This window comes from Nocardioides rubriscoriae (assembly GCF_008087085.1).
GTDB lineage: Bacteria > Actinomycetota > Actinomycetes > Propionibacteriales > Nocardioidaceae > Nocardioides > Nocardioides rubriscoriae.
Genome location: NZ_VIYJ01000003.1, coordinates 252,368 through 270,526, shown reverse-complemented (window position 1 = coordinate 270,526; position 18,159 = coordinate 252,368). Strand labels below are relative to the sequence as shown.

Below are 18,159 nucleotides of genomic sequence, written 5' to 3'. Positions count from 1 at the left end.
GGCGGGCCGTGACGCGGCTACCGTCGTCCCATGAGCCTGCCCGCGCTGCCGCCACGCGTCCTCGACGTCGTGGCGGCAGTGCTGTGCGGGGTGGCGATGCTCGTGGAGCTCGACCGCAGCACGCAGTCCGAGGTCGCCGTCGCCGCCGTCACTTCCATCGTGCTCGCCTGTCTGCCGGTGCTCGTGCGGCGCGAACGGCCGGTGATCGCCCTGACCGCGGCAATGGTCACGATCGTCGCGATCACCAGCACCTCGCAGATCTACCAGACCATCCCGATCCCCGCCGTCCTGTGCGCCTACGCCCTGGCCAGCCGGCTCGGTCGTCGGGCGGCACTGTGGGCCGCGGCCGCGACGTTCCCCGCTGTCATCGCGATCCTGCTGACCTACAGCCCCCACAGCATCACCGACTGGGACACCGCCAAGAACCTCTCCCTCGTGGCGCTCCCGCTCGCCCTCGGGGTCGCCGCCCACGACCGACGGGCCTGCACCGCGGCGCTCGTCGAGCGGGCCGAGTCGGCCGAGCGGACCCGCGAGGAGGAGGCGTTGCGCCGCGTCGGCGAGGAGCGCCTGCGCATCGCCCGCGACGTCCACGACGTCGTGGCCCACGCGATGGTCGCGATCAACGTGCAGGCCGGGGTCGGCGCCCACCTGCTCGACCGCGACCCCGAGCAGGCCCGCGCGACCCTGCGCGACATCAAGAAGGTCAGCGGCGACGCGCTCGACGACCTGCGCTCGATGCTCGGGCTTCTGCGCCCGGACGGCGAGCCCGACGACCCCCGCGGCCCCGACGCCCCCGCACCTGTGCAGCCCACGCAGGGCCTGGCCGAGATCGGCGACCTGCGCGCGGGGCTGGGCTCGGCCGGCATCGACCTCGACGTCGAGATCGACCCGGGGATCGGGCACCTCCCGGCCACCGTCGGCGCGACCGGCTACCGGATCGTGCAGGAGGCCCTCACCAACGTGATGCGCCACGCGGGGCCCACGTCAGCCCGGGTGCGGGTCACCCGTCGCGACGACGGCGTGCACGACGTGGTCGTGATCGAGGTCGAGGACGACGGCGGCACCGCCCCGACCCCACTGGGCGCCACCGGCGCCGGCCACGGCCTGCGCGGGATGCGCGAGCGCGCGGCCGCGGTCGGCGGCACCCTCGAGGCGGGTCCACGGGCCGACGGCGGGTGGCGCGTCATCGCGTCGCTGCCGGTCTCGCTGCCCGTGGGGGCCCGGTGACGATCCGCGTGCTCCTGGTCGACGACCAGCGCCTGGTGCGCGCCGGGTTCGGCGCCCTGCTGGGGTCCGAGCCCGACATCGAGGTGGTCGGGGAGGCCGTCGACGGGCTGGAGGCGATGGCGATGGCAGCCGACCTGCGCCCCGACGTCGTGCTGATGGACATCCGGATGCCGCGCGTCGACGGTCTCGAGGCCACCGCGCGGATCACCGCCGACCCCGCGCTGGCGGGCACCAAGGTCGTGGTGCTGACGACCTTCGAGCTCGACGAGTACGTCTTCGGCGCCCTGCGCGCGGGCGCGGCGGGGTTCCTGCTCAAGGACGTCGAGCCCGAGGCCCTGATCGACGCCGTCCGCGTCGTCCACGAGGGGCAGGCGCTGCTCGCGCCGCAGGTGACCAAGCGGCTGATCGAGGCCTACGTCGCCGCGACCCCCGTCCCGTCCTCGCCGGCCACGGTGGTGACGACCCCCGACCAGGCCCGGCTCGCCGACCTCACCCCGCGCGAGCGCGAGGTGCTCGCCCTGGTCGGGCGCGGCCTGTCCAACCACGAGATCGCCGCCGAGCTGGTCCTGTCGCCCTTGACCGCCAAGACCCACGTGTCGCGACTGTTCCTCAAGCTCGGTGCCCGCGACCGTGCGCAGCTGGTGGTGACGGCGTACGAGACGGGCGTCGTCGGTTCCTGAGCCGTCGGGAGCAGCGATCCGCGACGACGTCGTCGGCGCGCGCAACGTGACCGGGTGCTCGGTGCGTCTGCTCTGGTGAAGGTGGTCCACGGACCACGTACTGCTCGACCCACTCGGGAGGCTCCACCATGCACCGTCCTCACCACCGCCCCTGGTCCACCGCGGGACTCGTCGGCCTGATCGGGGTGCTGGTGCTCGCGCTCGCCCCCGTGGCCACCGCGCAGGTCACGCACGTCGACGACAAGAAGAGGGACGGGGTGCGGATCCTCGGCCAGGGCACCACAGGTCCGAGCAGCGCCGGCGACATCCGCAGGGTGCGGGTGGACCACCGCCCCCGCACGATCACGGTCAAGGTCGTCCCCTACCGCACCGAGCGGGACAACGGCGTCGCGGCGATCTACGACGTCTGGGTGGACACCACGGGGGCCGGCTTCCCCGAGTACGACATCCGGTGGAACCTGGAGACCGATCGCGTCTACGTCTACCGCGCCGGCCGGTTCACGGTCGTCGAACAGCTGTGCTCGCAGCCCTTGGGGCGGTTCGACTTCCGCACCGCGCGGCTCCGGGTGCCTCGCTCCTGCCTGGGGCGTCCGGCGCGGCTGCGCGTGAGCGTCCAGGCCAGCGACAACGACGCCACCGTGCGCTCGGACTGGGCGCCGGGCTTCCACCGCTACGGCCGGTGGACGCGGCGCGGCTGAGGCTCGCGGCGCCGGCGCCTGCGGCTGGCTCCGGTGGGTGCCGGGTCAGTGCGACGCGACCTTGAGCAGCGCCACCAGCACCCCGAGGGCGGCTCCGATCGCAGCACTCGCCACACGACCCCAGCCGCTCAGGCCGCTGCGGACCCCTGCCAGGTAGCTGTAGGTCGCGAGCCGGACCACGGTCGCCAGCAACGCCGTCCGTGCGGCCGCGGCGAGCGACGCCCCGGCGAGGTCGGTGACCACCAGCAGCAGGACGGGCAGGGCGGAGGCACCGATCGTGCTCGCGTGCAGGTGCGCCAGCCAGTAGGCGGTCACGATCCCGAGGATCACGACGCACAGGTCGCGGGTCGAGCCGACGTGCCCTGCGCTGTAGGCGATCGCGGCTGCACACACGACGGTGCCCGTCAGCAGCCCCTCGCCCCCGCTGACCAGGCCCAGGGGATCGGTACGCCGAGAGGGTGCGCCGACCTCGTCGGGCGACGCGCTGGGGCAGCGTGTGTCGCCGGCTCGGCGCCGGGCCTCATCCGCTGCGGATGAGGGCGTGCTCAGGGAGTGCCGACGGCGAAGTGCTCGCGCGCGAAGAGCAGCGACTCCCGCAGGTCGGCCTCGCGCTCGTCGCGGTTGGCGCACTTGCGGGTGTTGATCTCGACCACGATGTCGCCGGCGAACCCGGTGCGCGCGAGGTGCTGCAGGAAGGCCTGTGCGCCCATGGAGCCGCGTCCGGGCACGAGGTGCTCGTCCTTGGCCGAGCCGCTGCCGTCGGTGAGGTGGATGTGGCGCAGCCGGTCGCCGAGGCGCTCGGCCATGGCGATCACGTCGGAGTGGGCGATGGCGGCGTGACTGAGGTCGATGGTGGTGTTGGCGTAGGGCTCGGCCGACGGGTCCCACCCGGGGAGGTACATCTCGGCGCCGCGCTTCTTGGTGGCCCGCCAGGGATACATGTTCTCGACGGCGAAGCGGATGCCGGTGGAGTTCTCGAGCGCGGCGATGCCGTTGACGAAGTCGCGGGCGTAGTCCTTCTGCCAGCGGAACGGCGGGTGCACGACGACGACCTCGGCGCCGACCTCGGCCGCCATCTCGGCCGAGCGCTCGAGCTTGCCCCACGGCTCGGTGCCCCAGACCCGCTGGGTGAACAGCAGGCACGGCGCGTGGATCGCGCAGATCGGGATGCCGTGGTGCTCGACGAGCTGGCGCACGGCCGCGGTCTGCTGGCTGAGCGCGTCGATGCCGACCATCACCTCGACGGCGTCGTAGCCGATGGCGGCGGCGTAGGTGAAGGCGTGCGCCGTCGACTCGGGGTAGACCGAGGACGTCGACAGACCGATCCGGGTCATCGGGGGTGACCCGGGTGGCCGGTCGGCACGTTGGAGACACTGAACCGGTCGATGCGCTCGAGGATGACGCCCTCGCGCAGCGCCCACGGGCAGATCTCGAGCGCGGAGAGGTCGAAGATGTCCATGCAGGCCTCGGCGACCAGTGCGCCGGGCACGATCTGGTGGGTCCGGCTCGGGGAGACCCCGGGCAGCGCGGCCAGCTCGTCGGCGTCCATCGCGACGAGCTTGGGGATCCAGCTGCGCAGCGACTCGAGCGGGAGGCTGCGCGGCACCAGCGAGCCCTCGGTCGACGAGGCCGCACCGCAGATGCGGGCCAGCGAGCGGAAGGTCTTCGACGTGGCGGCGGCGCGGTGGGGGGTGCCGGCCCGCAGCAGGTTGCCGGCGTCGCGGGCGATCTCGGCGCGGATCCGCTTGCGGATCGCCTTGAGCCCGGCCTCGTCGGGCTGCTCGGCGAAGTGGGTGCGGGCCAGCCGAGCCGCGCCGAGCGGCAGGGACCAGGCGACGTCGGGGCGCTCGTCGCCGCCGCCCGCGATCTCGAGCGAGCCGCCCCCGATGTCGAAGACCGCCAGGCGTCCGGCCGACCAGCCGAACCAGCGGCGTACGGCGAGGAAGGTCAGTCGCGCCTCGTCCTCGCCGGACAGCACCCCGATCTCGACGCCGGTGCGCTCGCGCACGTGGGCCAGCACGTCGTCGCTGTTGACGCTGTCGCGCACGGCGGAGGTGGCGAAGGACAGCATGTCCTCGCAGCCCTTGTCCTCGGCGACGACCAGGGCCTCGGCGGTGAACGCCGTCAGCGCGTCGATGCCGGTCGGTGAGACCGCGCCGTCGGCGTCGAGGTGCTCGGCCAGCCGCAGCGGCTGCTTGTAGGAGAAGGCCGGCAACGGGGCGGCACCGTCGTGGGCGTCGACCACGAGGAGGTGGCCGGTGTTGGAACCGATGTCCAGGACGCCCAGCCGCATGGGCCCACGGTACTCGCGTCCCGGGCTGCGGCGTGGGTGCACCGCCCACCCGTAGGGTTGCGCCGTGCCTGAGGTCGACCCGGTGTTCCCCCGCGCGTTCGTGGAGTTCGTCAACCCCGCCGACGAGACCGAGGTGATGCGCTGCGACCTGACCTGGCTGACCAGCAGCTTCCGGTGCATCTTCGGCCAGGGCTGCCAGGGCATCTACGACTCCTCGCCCGACACCGGCTGCTGCACCCTCGGCGCCCACTTCGCCGACGCCGAGGACGAGAAGCGGGTCGCCGGCTACGTCGGGATGCTCGACGAGACGGTGTGGCAGTTCCACCCCGGACGCACGGTCAAGAAGAAGGACTGGGTCGAGACCGACGCCGACGGCGACCGCAAGACCCGGACCCACGAGGTCGACGGGCAGGCCGCCTGCGTCTTCCACAACCGCACCGACTTCCACCTGGGTGCGGGCTGCGCCCTGCACGCACTGGCGTTCACGCTCGAGAAGAACCCGCTCGAGACCAAGCCCGACGTCTGCTGGCAGCTGCCGCTGCGGCGTACGTTCCGCGAGGTCGAGCGCACCGACGGCACCACCTACACCGAGGTGTCGATCGGCGAGTACGAGCGCGGCGGCTGGGGTCCCGGCGGCCACGACCTCGACTGGTACTGCTCGGGCAACACCGAGGCGCACGTCGCCCCCGACCCGGTCTACGTCACCCACGAGCCCGAGCTGGTCGCGCTGATGGGGCGCGCGGCGTACGCCGAGCTGGTGCGTCACTGCGACGCGCACGTCCGCTCGCGCTCGGCGCTGGCGCTGCATCCGGCTGACCCGCGCTGACACACCCCCACAGGCGTGGCCGTGGCAACGCCTGATCGGACCTCTTGACGTCAAGACACCGACCCCCCGGCGTACCGGGCCGAACCGGCACTACTCACAATTGCCGGTATGCGCCTCGACCACCTCTCGTACGCTGCCGGACCCGATGGCCTGGAGGCCACGGCCCAGCGCATCGGTCACCTGCTCGGGCGCCACTTCGTCGACGGTGGCGTCCACCCGCGATTCGGCACCCGCAACCGGATCCTGCCGCTGGCCGACAACACCTACCTCGAGGTGGTCGAGGCCCTCGACCACCCCGCCTCCGACAAGGCCCCGTTCGGGCAGGCCGTCAAGGCCCGCTCGGCCGCCGGCGGTGGCTGGCTGGGGTGGGTCGTCGCGGTCGACGACATCAGCGTCGTCGAGCAGCGGCTCGGCCGCGCGGCGGTCGCCGGCAGCCGGCACCGTCCCGACGGCACCGAGCTGAAGTGGAAGCAGATCGGCGTCCACGGCCTGCTCTCCGACCCGCAGCTGCCCTTCTTCATCCAGTGGGACAGCCCGGCCGAGCTGCACCCGTCGGCGGGCTCCGACGCGACGTTCTCCCTGGCCTGCCTGGAGATCGCCGGCGACCCCCAGCGCGTCTCTGAGTGGCTCGGCGAGTCCGTCGAGGCGCCGCTGGAGGACGTCAAGGTCGAGTGGGTCGCCCCCCACGGCACCCCCGGCATCCTCGCCGCCCAGGTCATGACGCCCGGCGGTCTGGTCCGGATCTGACCGACCGGTGAGCAAGCCCCTGACCGGGGCGGTTCCCAGCCCCAACATCTGGAAGCACACCGCGACCTACGAGGTCGAGAACCGTGCCGTCGACCCCGACGGGCGGCTGTGGTCGACGCTCGAGTCGCTCGCCGGTCCTGACGGCTGGTCGGGGCGCACCCTGCTCGACCTGGGCTGCGGCACCGGCTTCCACCTGCCGCTCTTCGCCGAGCGTGCGGCGTCCGTCGTGGGCGTCGAGCCGCACCCCGACCTGCTCGCGCTCGCGCGACGTCGTACGGCGGGGCTGGGCAACGTCACGCTGCTGCCGGGCACCGCGCAGGACGTGCCCCTGCCCGACGCGTCGGTCGACGTCGTCCACGTGCGTTGGGCCTACTTCTTCGGGCCCGGCTGCGAGCCCGGCCTGGCCGAGCTCGACCGGGTGGTCCGGCGCGGCGGCACCGCCCTGGTCGTCGACAACGACGGCTCGCGATCGACGTTCGGCGCGTGGTTCCGGCGCGGCTACCCGCACCTGCCCCCACCGGCCGAGATCGAGCGCTTCTGGGCGACCCGCGGCTGGACGCGCACCTCGGTCGACATGGGGTGGCGCTTCGAGACACGCGTCGACCTCGAGGCGGTGGTGCGCATCGAGTTCAAGCCGTCGGTCGCCGAGGAGATCATCCGCCACCACGACGGGCTCGAGGTCGACTACGCGGTCAACGTGTGGTCGCGGACCTTCTGAGGGGGTGTGCACTCGCGCCAGACCGCGCCTCGGCACGACCGCACGACACGCGGCAGAGCCAGGCGGAGCCCGCTGGTCGGCCGAGTCGGGTGGATCGCTGGGAGGCAGGTGCGGGCGGTGAGTGAGCCACCCTTTCCATGCCAAGACGGGTGCGGAAGGTGGCTCACACACCGCTCGAGGGCCAGGTGGCACGGCTCGACACCGCGGCGGTGAGCCAGCCACCTTTCCGGGGGCTGTTGTCGCCGCAAAGGTGGCTGACGCACCGCTGCCGCCCACCGCACTCGAGGCGACAGAGTCGGGCGGAGCCCGGTGGGCGGCAAAGTCGGGCGGTTGACTAGGACGTGAAGTTCACCGGGTACGCAATGAGGTCTTGGGGACCAAGGCAGATGCTGCCGTTCGTGGATTCGCGGCACGGCTGATGCGTCAGGACGAGTAGCGAATCGTCGCGGCCCCAGTTGAATGTCAGCCCGGTTGGCTGCCCGGTGCGGACGTTGGACGTGGTGCCGGTTCCAGGCCTGACCTCTAGGTCCATGGGACAGGGTCCCTCGGAGGTAACGACGACTGGTGCTCCTTTCGTCATCGCGATGGGGCTAGCTGGACCAGCGAGCGAGACCTGAACCGAGGTGTCGCCTTGTGTGAGCCGGACAAAGCACTCCTCCGGTACTTCGCTGGGCTGCGCGGGGGCGGACGGGGTGTCATCGACAGAGTCCGAACAGCCCGCGCCGAGCAGAACGATGCAGGCCAAGAGCGCAAGCGAAGACGTCATCGTGCCTGATGGCGTCCTCGAAGCGTGGTCCGTACCATGCGTCGATTGGAACACGGCTGTCTAGGGTGCGCCCGACTCTCGCCATGTCCAGGCGGTTCGGCCCGTGGGAGCGACCCCCCAGCGAGGCCCGCTCCGCCGACGTCAGCTGCTGCCGCGCACCGTTAGCGTCGGGGTGAGCAGCAGCCCCTCACCGACGTACGACGGCGTGGCCAGCAGGTCCTCGAGCGAGCGCACCACGGCGATGGCGACCTCCTCGAGCGGCTGGCGCACCGACGTCAGGCCGGGGTGGACGACCTGGGCGACCTGGGAGTCGTCGAAGCCGACGACGGCGATGTCGCGCCCGGGGTGCAGCCCGCGCTCGGCCAAGGTGTGGAGCACACCCATGGCCAGGGTGTCGGAGGCGCAGACGAACGCCGACGGGTTCGCCTCGTCGAGCAGCACGGCGCTGGCCTCGCGCCCGCTCCACACGGTGTCCTCGACCCGCGAGGCCAGGCCGGTGGTCGAGTGGCCGCGCTCGCGCAGCGCGCGCGACCAGCCGGCGCGGCGGTCCTCGCCGATGAAGGAGTCCTTGCGCCAGCCGATCCAGGCGATCCGGGTGTGGCCGCGGTCGAGCAGGTGGGTCGTGGCCTGCTCCGTGCCGGCGGCACCGTCGACGTCGACCCACGGGTGCTTGGCGTCGTCGTCGCCCCAGGGACGACCGAAGGCGACGAAGGGGGCGCGGCGCTCGCGCAGCCAGGTGGCCTGCGGGTTGCCGAGGTAGGTGTCGGTGACGACGAACGCGTCGACCGCGGTCGAGCGCAACAGGTCGTCGTAGCCCTCGAGGGGGTCGGGACCCTCGCCGGAGAACAGCAGCACGTGGTAGCCGGCCTCGCGCGAGGTCCAGACCAGGGAGTGCACGAACCGGTCCATCGCGGCGTTGGCGGTGCCCTCCTGGACCGGACTCATCCGCAGGCCGATCAGGTGCGAGGCGCGGGTGCGCAGGTTGCGGGCGGCGCGGTTGGGCACGTAGCCGAGCTCGACGATCGCCGCCTGCACGCGGGCGAGGGTGTCGCCGCGCAGCAGGTCGGGGTTGTTGACGGCGTTGGAGACCGTCTGGCGCGACACCCCGGCGCGCTCGGCGACGTCGGCGAGGGTCGGCGCGACGGCGGGGTGGCGCGAGGGGGTGCGGGTGGTGCGTTCCACGTGTGACAGGCCCCTTCTGGATCGATCCAAACCCGATCGTATCGGTACGCCGCGGGCGGCGGCCTCCTTCGTGGGGGTGTCTGCGTCGTCACTGTCGGTGCCCGCGTCTAGCGTGCGGTCCATGGCGAAGACGACCGCACGACCCCCGCGCCCGCAGTACCGCTGCGCCGAGTGCGGCTGGGAGACCGGCAAGTGGGTGGGCCGCTGCGGTGAGTGCCAGGCCTGGGGCTCGGTGGCCGAGGGCAGCGCGCCGACGCTGCGCACCAGCGCCGGGCCCGTGACGACCGCCGCGGTGCCGATCGGGCAGGTCGCGGTCAACGAGGCCGCCTTCCGCGGCACCGGGGTCGCTGAGCTCGACCGCGTGCTCGGCGGCGGGCTGGTGCCCGGCGCGGCGATCCTGCTCGCGGGCGAGCCCGGGGTCGGCAAGAGCACGTTGCTGCTCGAGGTGGCCGCGCAGACGGCCCGGTCGGGGCGCCGGGTGCTCTACGTGACCGGCGAGGAGTCGGCCAGCCAGGTGCGGCTGCGCGCCGACCGCACCGGCGGGGTCCACGACGAGCTCTACCTCGCCGCCGAGACCGACCTCGGCGCCATCCTCACCCACATCGAGCAGGTGCGGCCCGACCTGCTGGTCGTCGACTCGGTGCAGACCATCGGCGTGGCCGGCGTCGAGGGCGTTCCGGGCGGGGTCACCCAGGTCAAGGAGGTCTCGGCCGCGCTGGTGCGCGTCGCCAAGACCCGCGACCTGGCCACGGTCCTGGTCGGCCACGTCACCAAGGACGGCGGCATCGCCGGCCCGCGGGTCCTGGAGCACCTCGTCGACGTCGTCCTCTACTTCGAGGGCGACCGCAACAGCCGCTTCCGCATGGTGCGCGCGGTCAAGAACCGCTTCGGTCCCGTCGACGAGGTCGGCTGCTTCGACCTGGCCGCCGACGGCATCACGGCCGTGGCCGACCCGACCGGCCTGTTCGTCGAGCACCTGCACGGTCGCGTCGCCGGCACCTGCGTCGCGGTGACGATGGAGGGCCGGCGTCCGCTGCTGGCCGAGGTGCAGGCCCTGGTGACGCCCTCCCCGCTCGAGCGTCCGCGCCGCACGGTCTCGGGGCTCGACAGCTCGCGCATCGCGATGGTGCTGGCCGTCCTGCAGCAGCACTGCGGCATCCGGCTGCACGCCCACGACGTCTTCGCCTCGACCGTCGGTGGCGCCCGGCTCTCCGAGCCGGCCAGCGACCTGGCCGTCGCGGTCGCCATCGCGTCGGCCACCTTCGTCACCCCGCCCCCGGTCGGGGTCGTGGCGATGGGCGAGATCGGGCTGGCCGGCGAGCTGCGGCGGGTGCGCGACCTCCCGCAGCGCCTGGCCGAGGCCGCCCGGCTCGGCTTCAAGATGGCGGTGGTGCCGGCCGCCGCGGCCGGCCGCGACGAGCCGACCGGCCCCCGGTCGACCCGCAGCGACCGCGTGGTCGACGGGTTGCGGGTCGTCGAGGTGCGCGACGTCCGCTCCGCGCTGCACCTGCTCCATCTCGACTCACGCACCAAGCACGCCTTGGAGGTGGTGGACGACAGATAAGGTTCCGACCATGAGCGACGGCCGCACCGAGGAGCAGGAGCAGCTGCGCGCGACCCTCGCCCAGACCGCCCCCGGCACGGCCCTGCGCGACGGCCTCGAGCGCATCCTGCGCGGCCGCACCGGTGCCCTGATCGTCATCGGCCACGACAAGACCGTCGAGTCCATCTCGACCGGGGGCTTCGCCCTCGACGTGCCCTTCACCGCCACTGGCCTGCGCGAGCTGGCCAAGATGGACGGCGGCATCATCGTCGACAAGGACCTCACCCGGATCATCCGGGCCGCGGTCCACCTGATGCCCGACCACACGATCCCGTCGGAGGAGACCGGCACCCGGCACCGCACGGCCGACCGGGTCGCCAAGCAGACCGGCTTCCCGGTGATCTCGGTGTCGCAGTCGATGCAGATCATCGCTGCCTACGTCGGCGCGACCCGCCACGTGCTCGAGGACTCCGGCAAGATCCTGTCGCGCGCCAACCAGGCCCTGGCCACCCTCGAGCGCTACAAGATGCGCCTCGACGAGGTCTCCAGCACCCTGTCGGCCCTCGAGATCGAGGACCTCGTCACCGTCCGCGACGTCGCCGTCGTCGCCCAGCGCCTCGAGATGGTCACCCGGATCGCCCGCGAGATCGAGGACTACGTGCTCGAGCTCGGCAGCGACGGGCGACTGCTGTCGCTGCAGCTCGAGGAGCTCATCACCGGCGTCGACGCCGAGCGCGAGCTCGTCATCCGCGACTACGTCCCCGGCGGGCGCCGCACCAAGAGCCCCGAGGTGCTCCTCGGTCGCCTCGAGGCTCTCTCGGCCACCGAGCTCGTCGACCCGGCCTCGGCCGCCCGTGTGCTCGGCCTCGGCACCGCCGAGCACCTCGACGGTGCGGTCGCGCCGCGCGGCTACCGCCTGCTGGCCAAGGTGCCGCGGCTGCCTGCACCGGTCGTCGACCGCCTCGTCGAGCACTTCGGCACCCTGCAGAAGCTGCTCTCGGCCGGCATCGACGACCTCCAGATCGTCGACGGCGTCGGCGAGCTGCGTGCTCGCAGCGTGCGCGAGGGGCTCTCCCGCCTGGCCGAGTCGACGATCCTCGAGCGCTACGTCTGAGGACGGACGCACGACGACGGACTGCGTGCCGCCCTCGAGGGTGGTCGAGCGTCCGGGTCGCCGACCGAGGAACGAGGTCGCGAACCGGCCTCGAGACCTGGTGAGGTCAACGGATCCGGGCCGCGGTCCAGGTGTGTCCTAGCCCGTCGCCCTGTCTTTCTTCTTGTCCTTCTTGCCGCCCGTCGCCTCCGGCACCGGCGGACCCACCGGCCCCGCGGGCTCGACGTCGGCCGGGTCGGTGAGCGTGAACGGCACCACCGCCGAGGGCTCGCCCCCGATGGCGGCCGCCTGGACGGCGTAGTCGCCGGGGGCGGCGTAGCCCATCGACACCGGGCAGTCGCGGCTCGACCGGCGGCCACTCCAGGCGAGCCGGTAGGTGGTGGTGAGGTCGCGGCGTACGACGACCACGTCGTCGGGCACCTGGCGCGGGCAGTGGCTGCTCGACCAGACGTCGTCGCCGTCGGCGGTGATCTTGTAGGCCAGGCTGGAGCTGTTGACGGTCCACGTGCAGGCCTCGGCCTCGCGGGTGCGCAGCTCGAGGGTGACCAGCACCGGCCGGCCGGCCACAGCCGGGCCCATCACCGGCGTCATGGCGACGTCGGCGTCGTCGCAGGGGCCGTCGGGCTCGGCCGGTGGGGGCGGGGGCGGGGGCGTGTAGGTCGGCACCAGCGGCGCCTGACCGCTCTTCGCACCCTCCTTGCGGCCCTTCTTGCCCCGGGGGCCGCTCGGGCGAGGACCGACGACGACCTCGTCGCCCGGGGCGGCCTGCGGAATGCCGGCGACCTGCTGGGCGGTGTCGGTGCGGGGGGCGGCGTCGTCGCCATTGACCAGGTCGACGGTGGCCACGACCAGGAGCACGGCGGTGAGCCCCACCATCGCCCGACGCCGTCGGTAGACCCCGCGCGGCAGTGGCGCGCGCGCGGGAGGCCGCGGGGGCCGGCGGGTCGACATGGCACCAGACGCTAACCAGCCACCCGCCGCTGACGGCGGTGCCACACCGCAGGGACAATCATCAGGTGCCTGAGTCGTCGCTCCACGAGCCCGTCCTGACCTGGTACGCCGAGCACCAGCGCGACCTGCCGTGGCGTCGACCCGAGGCGTCGGCCTGGTCGGTGCTCGTCTCGGAGCTGATGCTGCAGCAGACGCCCGTCGCCCGGGTCCTGCCCGTCCACGAGGCGTGGCTCGAGCGCTGGCCCACCCCCGCCGACCTGGCCGCGGAGCCGACCGGCGAGGCGGTGCGCGCCTGGGGACGCCTCGGCTACCCCCGCCGGGCCCTGCGGCTGCACGGCGCGGCCGTGGCGATCGTGGAGCGCCACGGCGGCGTGGTCCCCGACGCCTACGACGAGCTGATCGCGCTGCCCGGCGTCGGCGACTACACCGCGGCCGCGGTGGCGAGCTTCGCCTACGGCCGCCGCCACGTCGTGCTCGACACCAACGTGCGGCGGGTGCTGGCCCGCGCGGCCTCGGGGGTCGAGTTCCCCGGCACCTCGGTGACCCGCGCCGAGCGCGAGCTCGCGACCTCGCTGCTGCCCGACGACGAGGCGACCGCCGCGACCTGGGCGGTCGCGGTCATGGAGCTCGGGGCCCTGGTCTGCACCGCCACGACCCCTCGCTGCGCCGACTGCCCGCTCGCGGAGCAGTGCGCCTGGCGGGCGGCCGGGCGCCCGGCGTACGACGGCCCGCCGCGGCGCGCCCAGGCCTGGGCCGGCACCGACCGGCAGTGCCGCGGCCGGTTGCTCGCCGTGCTGCGCGACAGCGACGGACCCGTGCACCGCTCCGCGCTCGAGGCCGCCTGGGCCGACGAGCCGCAGCGCGTGCGCTGCCTGGCCGGCCTCGTCGACGACGCCCTGGTCGCGCAGGTCGGTCCCGACACCTACGCCCTGCCCTGACCTGGCCGGTTTTTGGTCTGTCGCCGACGATGTCGAGAACCGCGTGGCAGCTCCGTCCCAGGGATGAGGCGGCCAGGATGGGCCGCACCTGACGAGGAGGAGATCGACCATGGCCAAGTACCTGCTGCTCAAGCACTACCGCGGCGCACCCGCGGGCCGCAACGACGTCCCGATGGACCGGTGGACGCCCCAGGAGGTGTCCGACCACATGAGGTACATGCAGGAGTTCGCCGACCGGCTCGTGGAGACCGGTGAGTTCGTGGATGCCCAGGCGCTGGCGCCCGAGGGGCTCTGGGTGCAGTACGGCGGGCAGGGCAGGCCGCCGGTCACCGACGGCCCGTTCGCCGAGACCAAGGACCTCATCGCGGGCTGGATGGCGATCGACGTCGACACCCCCGAGCGGGCCTACGCGCTGGCCGCCGAGCTCTCGGCCGCCCCGGGCGCGAGGGGCGAGCCGATCCACGAGTGGCTCGAGGTGCGGCCGTTCATGTCCGAGCCGCCGACCATCGAGGAGTGAGGACCAGCCAGTGAGGACCGGTCGGTGAGCTCACCGGTGGACGAGGCCCTGCTGCGCACCCTGACCCCCCGGGTGCTCGGTGTCCTCGTCCGCCGCGGAGCGGAGTTCGCAGCCGCCGAGGACGCCGTCCAGGACGCCCTGGTCGAGGCGCTGCGGACCTGGCCGACCGAGCCACCCCGCGACCCCCAGGCGTGGCTGGTCACCGTCGCCTGGCGCCGGTTCGTCGACGCGACCCGGTCCGAGGCCGCGCGGCGCCGTCGCGAGGAGCGCGTCAAGGACGAGCCGGCCCCCGGACCCGTGCCGGGGACCGACGACACCCTCCAGCTCTACTTCCGCTGCGCCCACCCGTCGCTGACACCGTCGTCGGCGGTGGCGCTGACCCTGCGCGCCGTCGGCGGACTGACGACGCGTCAGGTCGCGGCCGCCTACCTGGTGCCCGAGGCGACGATGGCGCAGCGCATCAGCCGGGCCAAGCGCACCGTCTCGGCCGTGCCGCTCGACCAGCCGTGCGACGTCGCGACGGTCCTGCGGGTGCTCTACCTGGTCTTCAACGAGGGCTACTCCGGCGACGTCGACCTGGCCGCGGAGGCGATCCGGCTGACCCGCCAGCTCGCGGCGGTCGTCGACCACCCGGAGGTCGCCGGCCTGCTGGCCCTGATGCTGCTCCACCACGCCCGGCGCGCCGCGCGGACCACGCCCGACGGTGCGCTGGTGCCGCTGGCCGAGCAGGACCGCAGCCGCTGGGACACCACCGCGATCACCGAGGGGGTCGCCGTCCTGCAGGCGGCGCTGGCACGCGACCGGCTCGGTGAGTACCAGGCGCAGGCCGCGATCGCCGCGCTCCACGCCGACGCCCCGAGCACCGCCGCGACCGACTGGGTCCAGGTCGTCGAGTGGTACGACGAGCTGGTGCGGCTCACCGACAGCCCGGTCGTCCGGCTCAACCGGGCCGTCGCGGTCGGCGAGGCCGACGGCCCGCGTGCCGGCCTGGCGGCCCTCGCCGCGCTGGACCCCGCGCTCCCCCGCCACGCCGCGGTGGCGGCGTACCTCCACGAGCGCGACGGCGACCTCGCCACCGCCGCCCGCCTGTACGCCGAAGCGGCGACTCGCGCGCCGCACCTGGCCGAGCGCGACCACCTGACCCGCCAGGCCGCCCGCCTCAACACCGCCCGAGAAGCACGCTGACCCGCCTCCCGGAGGAGGCGGGTCAGCGCGAGGACCTCAGGTGGTCAGAGGGCGCCGCCGGCAGCGCCACCCTCGACCTCGCCGGGCGGGGCCTTCTTGATGTCGACCGGGCCGTCCTCGGCAGGCTTGCCGAGGTCGACACCGCCGACGTCGGCGGTCTCGAACGGAGGCAGGTCGGGCAGCTCGCCCATCTTCTGGCCCTTGAAGGTGAAGGTCGCGGCCGGACCCTCGCCGTCGACGTCGACCAGCACGATCTGACCGGGGCCGACCTCGCCGAAGAGCATCTTCTCGGCCATCGAGTCCTCGATCTCGCGCTGGACCGTGCGGCGCAGCGGACGCGCACCGAGGACGGGGTCGAAGCCCCGCTCGGCCAGCAGGTCCTTGGCCGCCTGGGTCAGCTCGATGCGCATGTCGCGGTCGCGCATGCGCAGCTCGACCGAGGCGATCATGTTGTCGACCATGTGGACGATCTGCTCCTTGGTCAACGGCGGGAAGACGACGATCTCGTCGACCCGGTTGAGGAACTCGGGCCGGAAGTGCTGCTTGAGCTCGTCTTGGACCTTGCCCTTCATCCGCTCGTAGGAGCCCGCCGCGTCACCGCTCTGGTTGAAGCCCAGGTGGATCGACTTGTTGATGTCGCGGGTGCCCAGGTTGGTCGTCATGATGATGACGGTGTTCTTGAAGTCGACGACCCGGCCCTGCGAGTCGGTCAGGCGACCTTCCTCGAGGATCTGCAGCAGCGAGTTGAAGATGTCGGGGTGGGCCTTCTCGACCTCGTCGAAGAGCACCACCGAGAACGGCTTGCGGCGCACCTTCTCGGTGAGCTGGCCGCCCTCCTCGTAGCCGACGTAGCCGGGAGGCGAGCCGAAGAGCCGCGAGACGGTGTGCTTCTCGCTGAACTCCGACATGTCGAGCTGGATGAGGGAGTCCTCGTCGCCGAACAGGAAGTCCGCCAGCGTCTTGGACAGCCACGTCTTGCCGACGCCCGAGGGCCCGGCGAAGATGAACGACCCGCCAGGGCGCTTGGGGTCCTTGAGGCCCGCACGCGTGCGCCGGATGGCGCGGGAGATGGCCTTGACGGCCTCGTCCTGGCCGATGACGCGCTTGTGCAGCTCCTCCTCCATGTTGAGCAGCCGGGTCGACTCCTCCTCGGAGAGCTTGACGATCGGGATGCCGGTGGCGACGGCGAGGACCTCGGCGATGAGCTCCTCGTCGACCTCGGCGACCTCGTCCATGTCACCGGCGCGCCACTGCTTCTCGCGCTCGGACTTGCGCAGCATGAGCTGCTTCTCCTCGTCACGCAGACGCGCGGCGGCCTCGAAGTCCTGGCCGTCGATGGCGCCCTCCTTGCGGGAGCGCACCTCGGCGATCTTGTCGTCGTACTCGCGCAGGTCGGCGGGTGCCGTCATCCGGCGGATGCGCAGCCGCGAGCCGGCCTCGTCGATGAGGTCGATGGCCTTGTCGGGCAGGAACCGGTCGGAGATGTAGCGGTCGGCCAGCGTCGCGGCGCTGACCAGCGCCTCGTCGGTGATCGTGACGCGGTGGTGCGCCTCGTAGCGGTCGCGCAGGCCCTTGAGCATCTCGATCGTGTGGGCGATCGACGGCTCGGCGACCTGGATCGGCTGGAAGCGGCGCTCGAGCGCGGCGTCCTTCTCGAGGTACTTGCGGTACTCGTCGAGGGTCGTCGCACCGATCGTCTGCAGCTCACCACGCGCCAGCATCGGCTTGAGGATCGAGGCCGCGTCGATCGCGCCCTCGGCCGCACCGGCACCGACGAGGGTGTGGATCTCGTCGATGAACAGCACGATGTCGCCGCGGGTGCGGATCTCCTTGAGCACCTTCTTCAGGCGCTCCTCGAAGTCACCGCGGTAGCGGCTGCCGGCCACGAGCGCGCCGAGGTCGAGGGTGTAGATCTGCTTGTCCTTGAGCGTCTCGGGCACGTTGCCCTTGACGATGTCCTGGGCCAGGCCCTCGACGATCGTGGTCTTGCCGACGCCGGGCTCGCCGATGAGGACGGGGTTGTTCTTCGTACGGCGCGACAGGATCTGCATGACCCGCTCGATCTCGGTCTCGCGACCGATCACGGGGTCGAGCTTGCCCTCGCGGGCGTCCTGGGTCAGGTTGCGGCCGAACTGGTCGAGCACCAGCGAGGACGACGGCGCGTCGCCGCTGCCCGACTGGGCGGCGGCCTGGGCGGTCGACTCCTTGCCCTGGAAGCCCGAGAGCAGCTGGATGACCTGCTGGCGGACCCGGTTGAGGTCGGCGCCGAGCTTCTGCAGCACCTGGGCCGCGACGCCCTCGCCCTCGCGGATCAGGCCGAGCAGGATGTGCTCGGTGCCGATGTAGGAGTGGCCGAGCTGCAGCGCCTCGCGCAGGGAGAGCTCGAGCACCTTCTTGGCGCGCGGGGTGAAGGGGATGTGGCCCGACGGCGCCTGCTGGCCCTGGCCGATGATCTCCTCGACCTGGGCGCGCACCGCCTCGAGCGAGATGTCGAGGCTCTCGAGCGCCTTGGCGGCGACGCCCTCCCCCTCGTGGATCAGCCCGAGCAGGATGTGCTCGGTGCCGATGTAGTTGTGGGAGAGCATGCGGGCCTCTTCCTGGGCCAGCACGACCACCCGGCGAGCTCGGTCAGTGAACCGCTCGAACATGCGCAACTCCTCATAAGTCCCGGTGGGGTCCCCGTCCGCTCCTGGGTGGAGAGAGGGGTACGGGATGTCCAACCCCAGCATCAGCCTACGCGTTCCGCGTATCACCCCAACGGCGTCCGCTATGAG

The 18,159-nt window shown here is 72.7% G+C and carries 17 protein-coding genes; 11 read left to right on the top strand and 6 right to left on the bottom strand.

Features of this window, described 5'->3' with window-relative positions:
* Nucleotides 1–30: 30 nt before the first annotated feature.
* The 3 genes from FZC61_RS07910 (at nucleotide 31) to FZC61_RS07900 (ending at nucleotide 2,605) form a co-directional block, all read left to right on the top strand.
* Nucleotides 31–1,227 carry a sensor histidine kinase gene (locus FZC61_RS07910; protein WP_148613612.1) on the top strand — a complete coding sequence of 399 codons (1,197 nt, stop codon included), beginning with the start codon at nucleotides 31–33 and terminating at the stop codon, nucleotides 1,225–1,227.
* Nucleotides 1,224–1,907, top strand: coding sequence for a response regulator (locus tag FZC61_RS07905; RefSeq protein ID WP_246142590.1), 684 nt, complete (start codon nucleotides 1,224–1,226; stop codon nucleotides 1,905–1,907). The genes FZC61_RS07910 and FZC61_RS07905 overlap by 4 nt, the downstream gene beginning before the upstream one ends.
* 128 nt (nucleotides 1,908–2,035) lie before the next feature.
* Complete coding sequence (locus FZC61_RS07900; RefSeq protein WP_148613611.1) at nucleotides 2,036–2,605, top strand: hypothetical protein; 570 nt, start codon at nucleotides 2,036–2,038, stop codon at nucleotides 2,603–2,605.
* A 45-nt stretch (nucleotides 2,606–2,650) separates the two neighbouring features.
* Here FZC61_RS07900 and FZC61_RS07895 read toward each other — a convergent pair whose 3' ends face one another.
* The 3 genes from FZC61_RS07895 to FZC61_RS07885 all read right to left on the bottom strand — a co-directional run bounded on the left by FZC61_RS07895 (nucleotide 2,651) and on the right by FZC61_RS07885 (nucleotide 4,898).
* Nucleotides 2,651–2,998 carry a hypothetical protein gene (locus tag FZC61_RS07895; RefSeq protein ID WP_148613610.1) on the bottom strand — a complete coding sequence of 116 codons (348 nt, stop codon included), beginning with the start codon at nucleotides 2,996–2,998 and terminating at the stop codon, nucleotides 2,651–2,653.
* Between the two features lie 152 nt (nucleotides 2,999–3,150).
* Complete coding sequence (locus tag FZC61_RS07890; RefSeq protein WP_148613609.1) at nucleotides 3,151–3,939, bottom strand: sugar phosphate isomerase/epimerase family protein; 789 nt, start codon at nucleotides 3,937–3,939, stop codon at nucleotides 3,151–3,153.
* Entirely contained in the window at nucleotides 3,936–4,898 is a 963-nt protein-coding gene (locus tag FZC61_RS07885) for a Ppx/GppA family phosphatase (RefSeq protein WP_148613608.1), read from the bottom strand. Before FZC61_RS07885 ends, FZC61_RS07890 begins: the two co-directional genes overlap by 4 nt.
* 64 nt (nucleotides 4,899–4,962) lie before the next feature.
* On the opposite strand from FZC61_RS07885, the gene FZC61_RS07880 reads away from it, so the two are divergent.
* From FZC61_RS07880 to FZC61_RS07870, 3 genes are all read left to right on the top strand, one after another.
* On the top strand, nucleotides 4,963–5,724 hold the full coding sequence (locus FZC61_RS07880; protein ID WP_148613607.1) for a DUF3109 family protein: 762 nt from the start codon (nucleotides 4,963–4,965) through the stop codon (nucleotides 5,722–5,724).
* 108 nt (nucleotides 5,725–5,832) lie between these two features.
* On the top strand, nucleotides 5,833–6,471 hold the full coding sequence (locus FZC61_RS07875; protein WP_148613606.1) for a VOC family protein: 639 nt from the start codon (nucleotides 5,833–5,835) through the stop codon (nucleotides 6,469–6,471).
* Nucleotides 6,472–6,478: 7 nt separating this feature from the next.
* Nucleotides 6,479–7,189, top strand: coding sequence for a class I SAM-dependent methyltransferase (locus FZC61_RS07870; RefSeq protein WP_148613605.1), 711 nt, complete (start codon nucleotides 6,479–6,481; stop codon nucleotides 7,187–7,189).
* A 907-nt stretch (nucleotides 7,190–8,096) separates the two neighbouring features.
* Here the strand turns inward: FZC61_RS07870 and FZC61_RS07865 are convergent.
* Nucleotides 8,097–9,137 carry a LacI family DNA-binding transcriptional regulator gene (locus tag FZC61_RS07865; protein WP_246142589.1) on the bottom strand — a complete coding sequence of 347 codons (1,041 nt, stop codon included), beginning with the start codon at nucleotides 9,135–9,137 and terminating at the stop codon, nucleotides 8,097–8,099.
* A gap of 121 nt (nucleotides 9,138–9,258) precedes the next feature.
* Between FZC61_RS07865 and radA the strand changes: the two genes are divergently transcribed.
* Nucleotides 9,259–10,701, top strand: a complete 1,443-nt coding sequence (gene radA, locus FZC61_RS07860) for a DNA repair protein RadA (protein WP_148613603.1) — start codon at nucleotides 9,259–9,261, stop codon at nucleotides 10,699–10,701.
* Nucleotides 10,702–10,711: 10 nt separating this feature from the next.
* Nucleotides 10,712–11,794, top strand: coding sequence for a DNA integrity scanning diadenylate cyclase DisA (disA, locus tag FZC61_RS07855; RefSeq protein ID WP_148613602.1), 1,083 nt, complete (start codon nucleotides 10,712–10,714; stop codon nucleotides 11,792–11,794).
* Nucleotides 11,795–11,932: 138 nt separating this feature from the next.
* Here disA and FZC61_RS07850 read toward each other — a convergent pair whose 3' ends face one another.
* Nucleotides 11,933–12,745 carry a hypothetical protein gene (locus FZC61_RS07850; RefSeq protein WP_170286008.1) on the bottom strand — a complete coding sequence of 271 codons (813 nt, stop codon included), beginning with the start codon at nucleotides 12,743–12,745 and terminating at the stop codon, nucleotides 11,933–11,935.
* Between the two features lie 65 nt (nucleotides 12,746–12,810).
* Between FZC61_RS07850 and FZC61_RS07845 the strand changes: the two genes are divergently transcribed.
* From FZC61_RS07845 to FZC61_RS07835, 3 genes are all read left to right on the top strand, one after another.
* Complete coding sequence (locus FZC61_RS07845; protein ID WP_246142588.1) at nucleotides 12,811–13,683, top strand: HhH-GPD family protein; 873 nt, start codon at nucleotides 12,811–12,813, stop codon at nucleotides 13,681–13,683.
* Between the two features lie 109 nt (nucleotides 13,684–13,792).
* Nucleotides 13,793–14,200: a YciI family protein gene (locus tag FZC61_RS07840; RefSeq protein WP_148613600.1), complete on the top strand. Its 408-nt coding sequence runs from the start codon at nucleotides 13,793–13,795 to the stop codon at nucleotides 14,198–14,200.
* Between the two features lie 24 nt (nucleotides 14,201–14,224).
* A complete protein-coding gene (locus tag FZC61_RS07835; RefSeq protein WP_211357159.1) occupies nucleotides 14,225–15,385 on the top strand; it encodes an RNA polymerase sigma factor in 1,161 nt (386 codons plus the stop codon).
* A gap of 44 nt (nucleotides 15,386–15,429) precedes the next feature.
* On the opposite strand, the gene FZC61_RS07830 is transcribed toward FZC61_RS07835, so the two are convergent.
* On the bottom strand, nucleotides 15,430–18,033 hold the full coding sequence (locus FZC61_RS07830) for an ATP-dependent Clp protease ATP-binding subunit (protein ID WP_148613599.1): 2,604 nt from the start codon (nucleotides 18,031–18,033) through the stop codon (nucleotides 15,430–15,432).
* Between the last annotated feature and the right edge of the window lie 126 nt (nucleotides 18,034–18,159).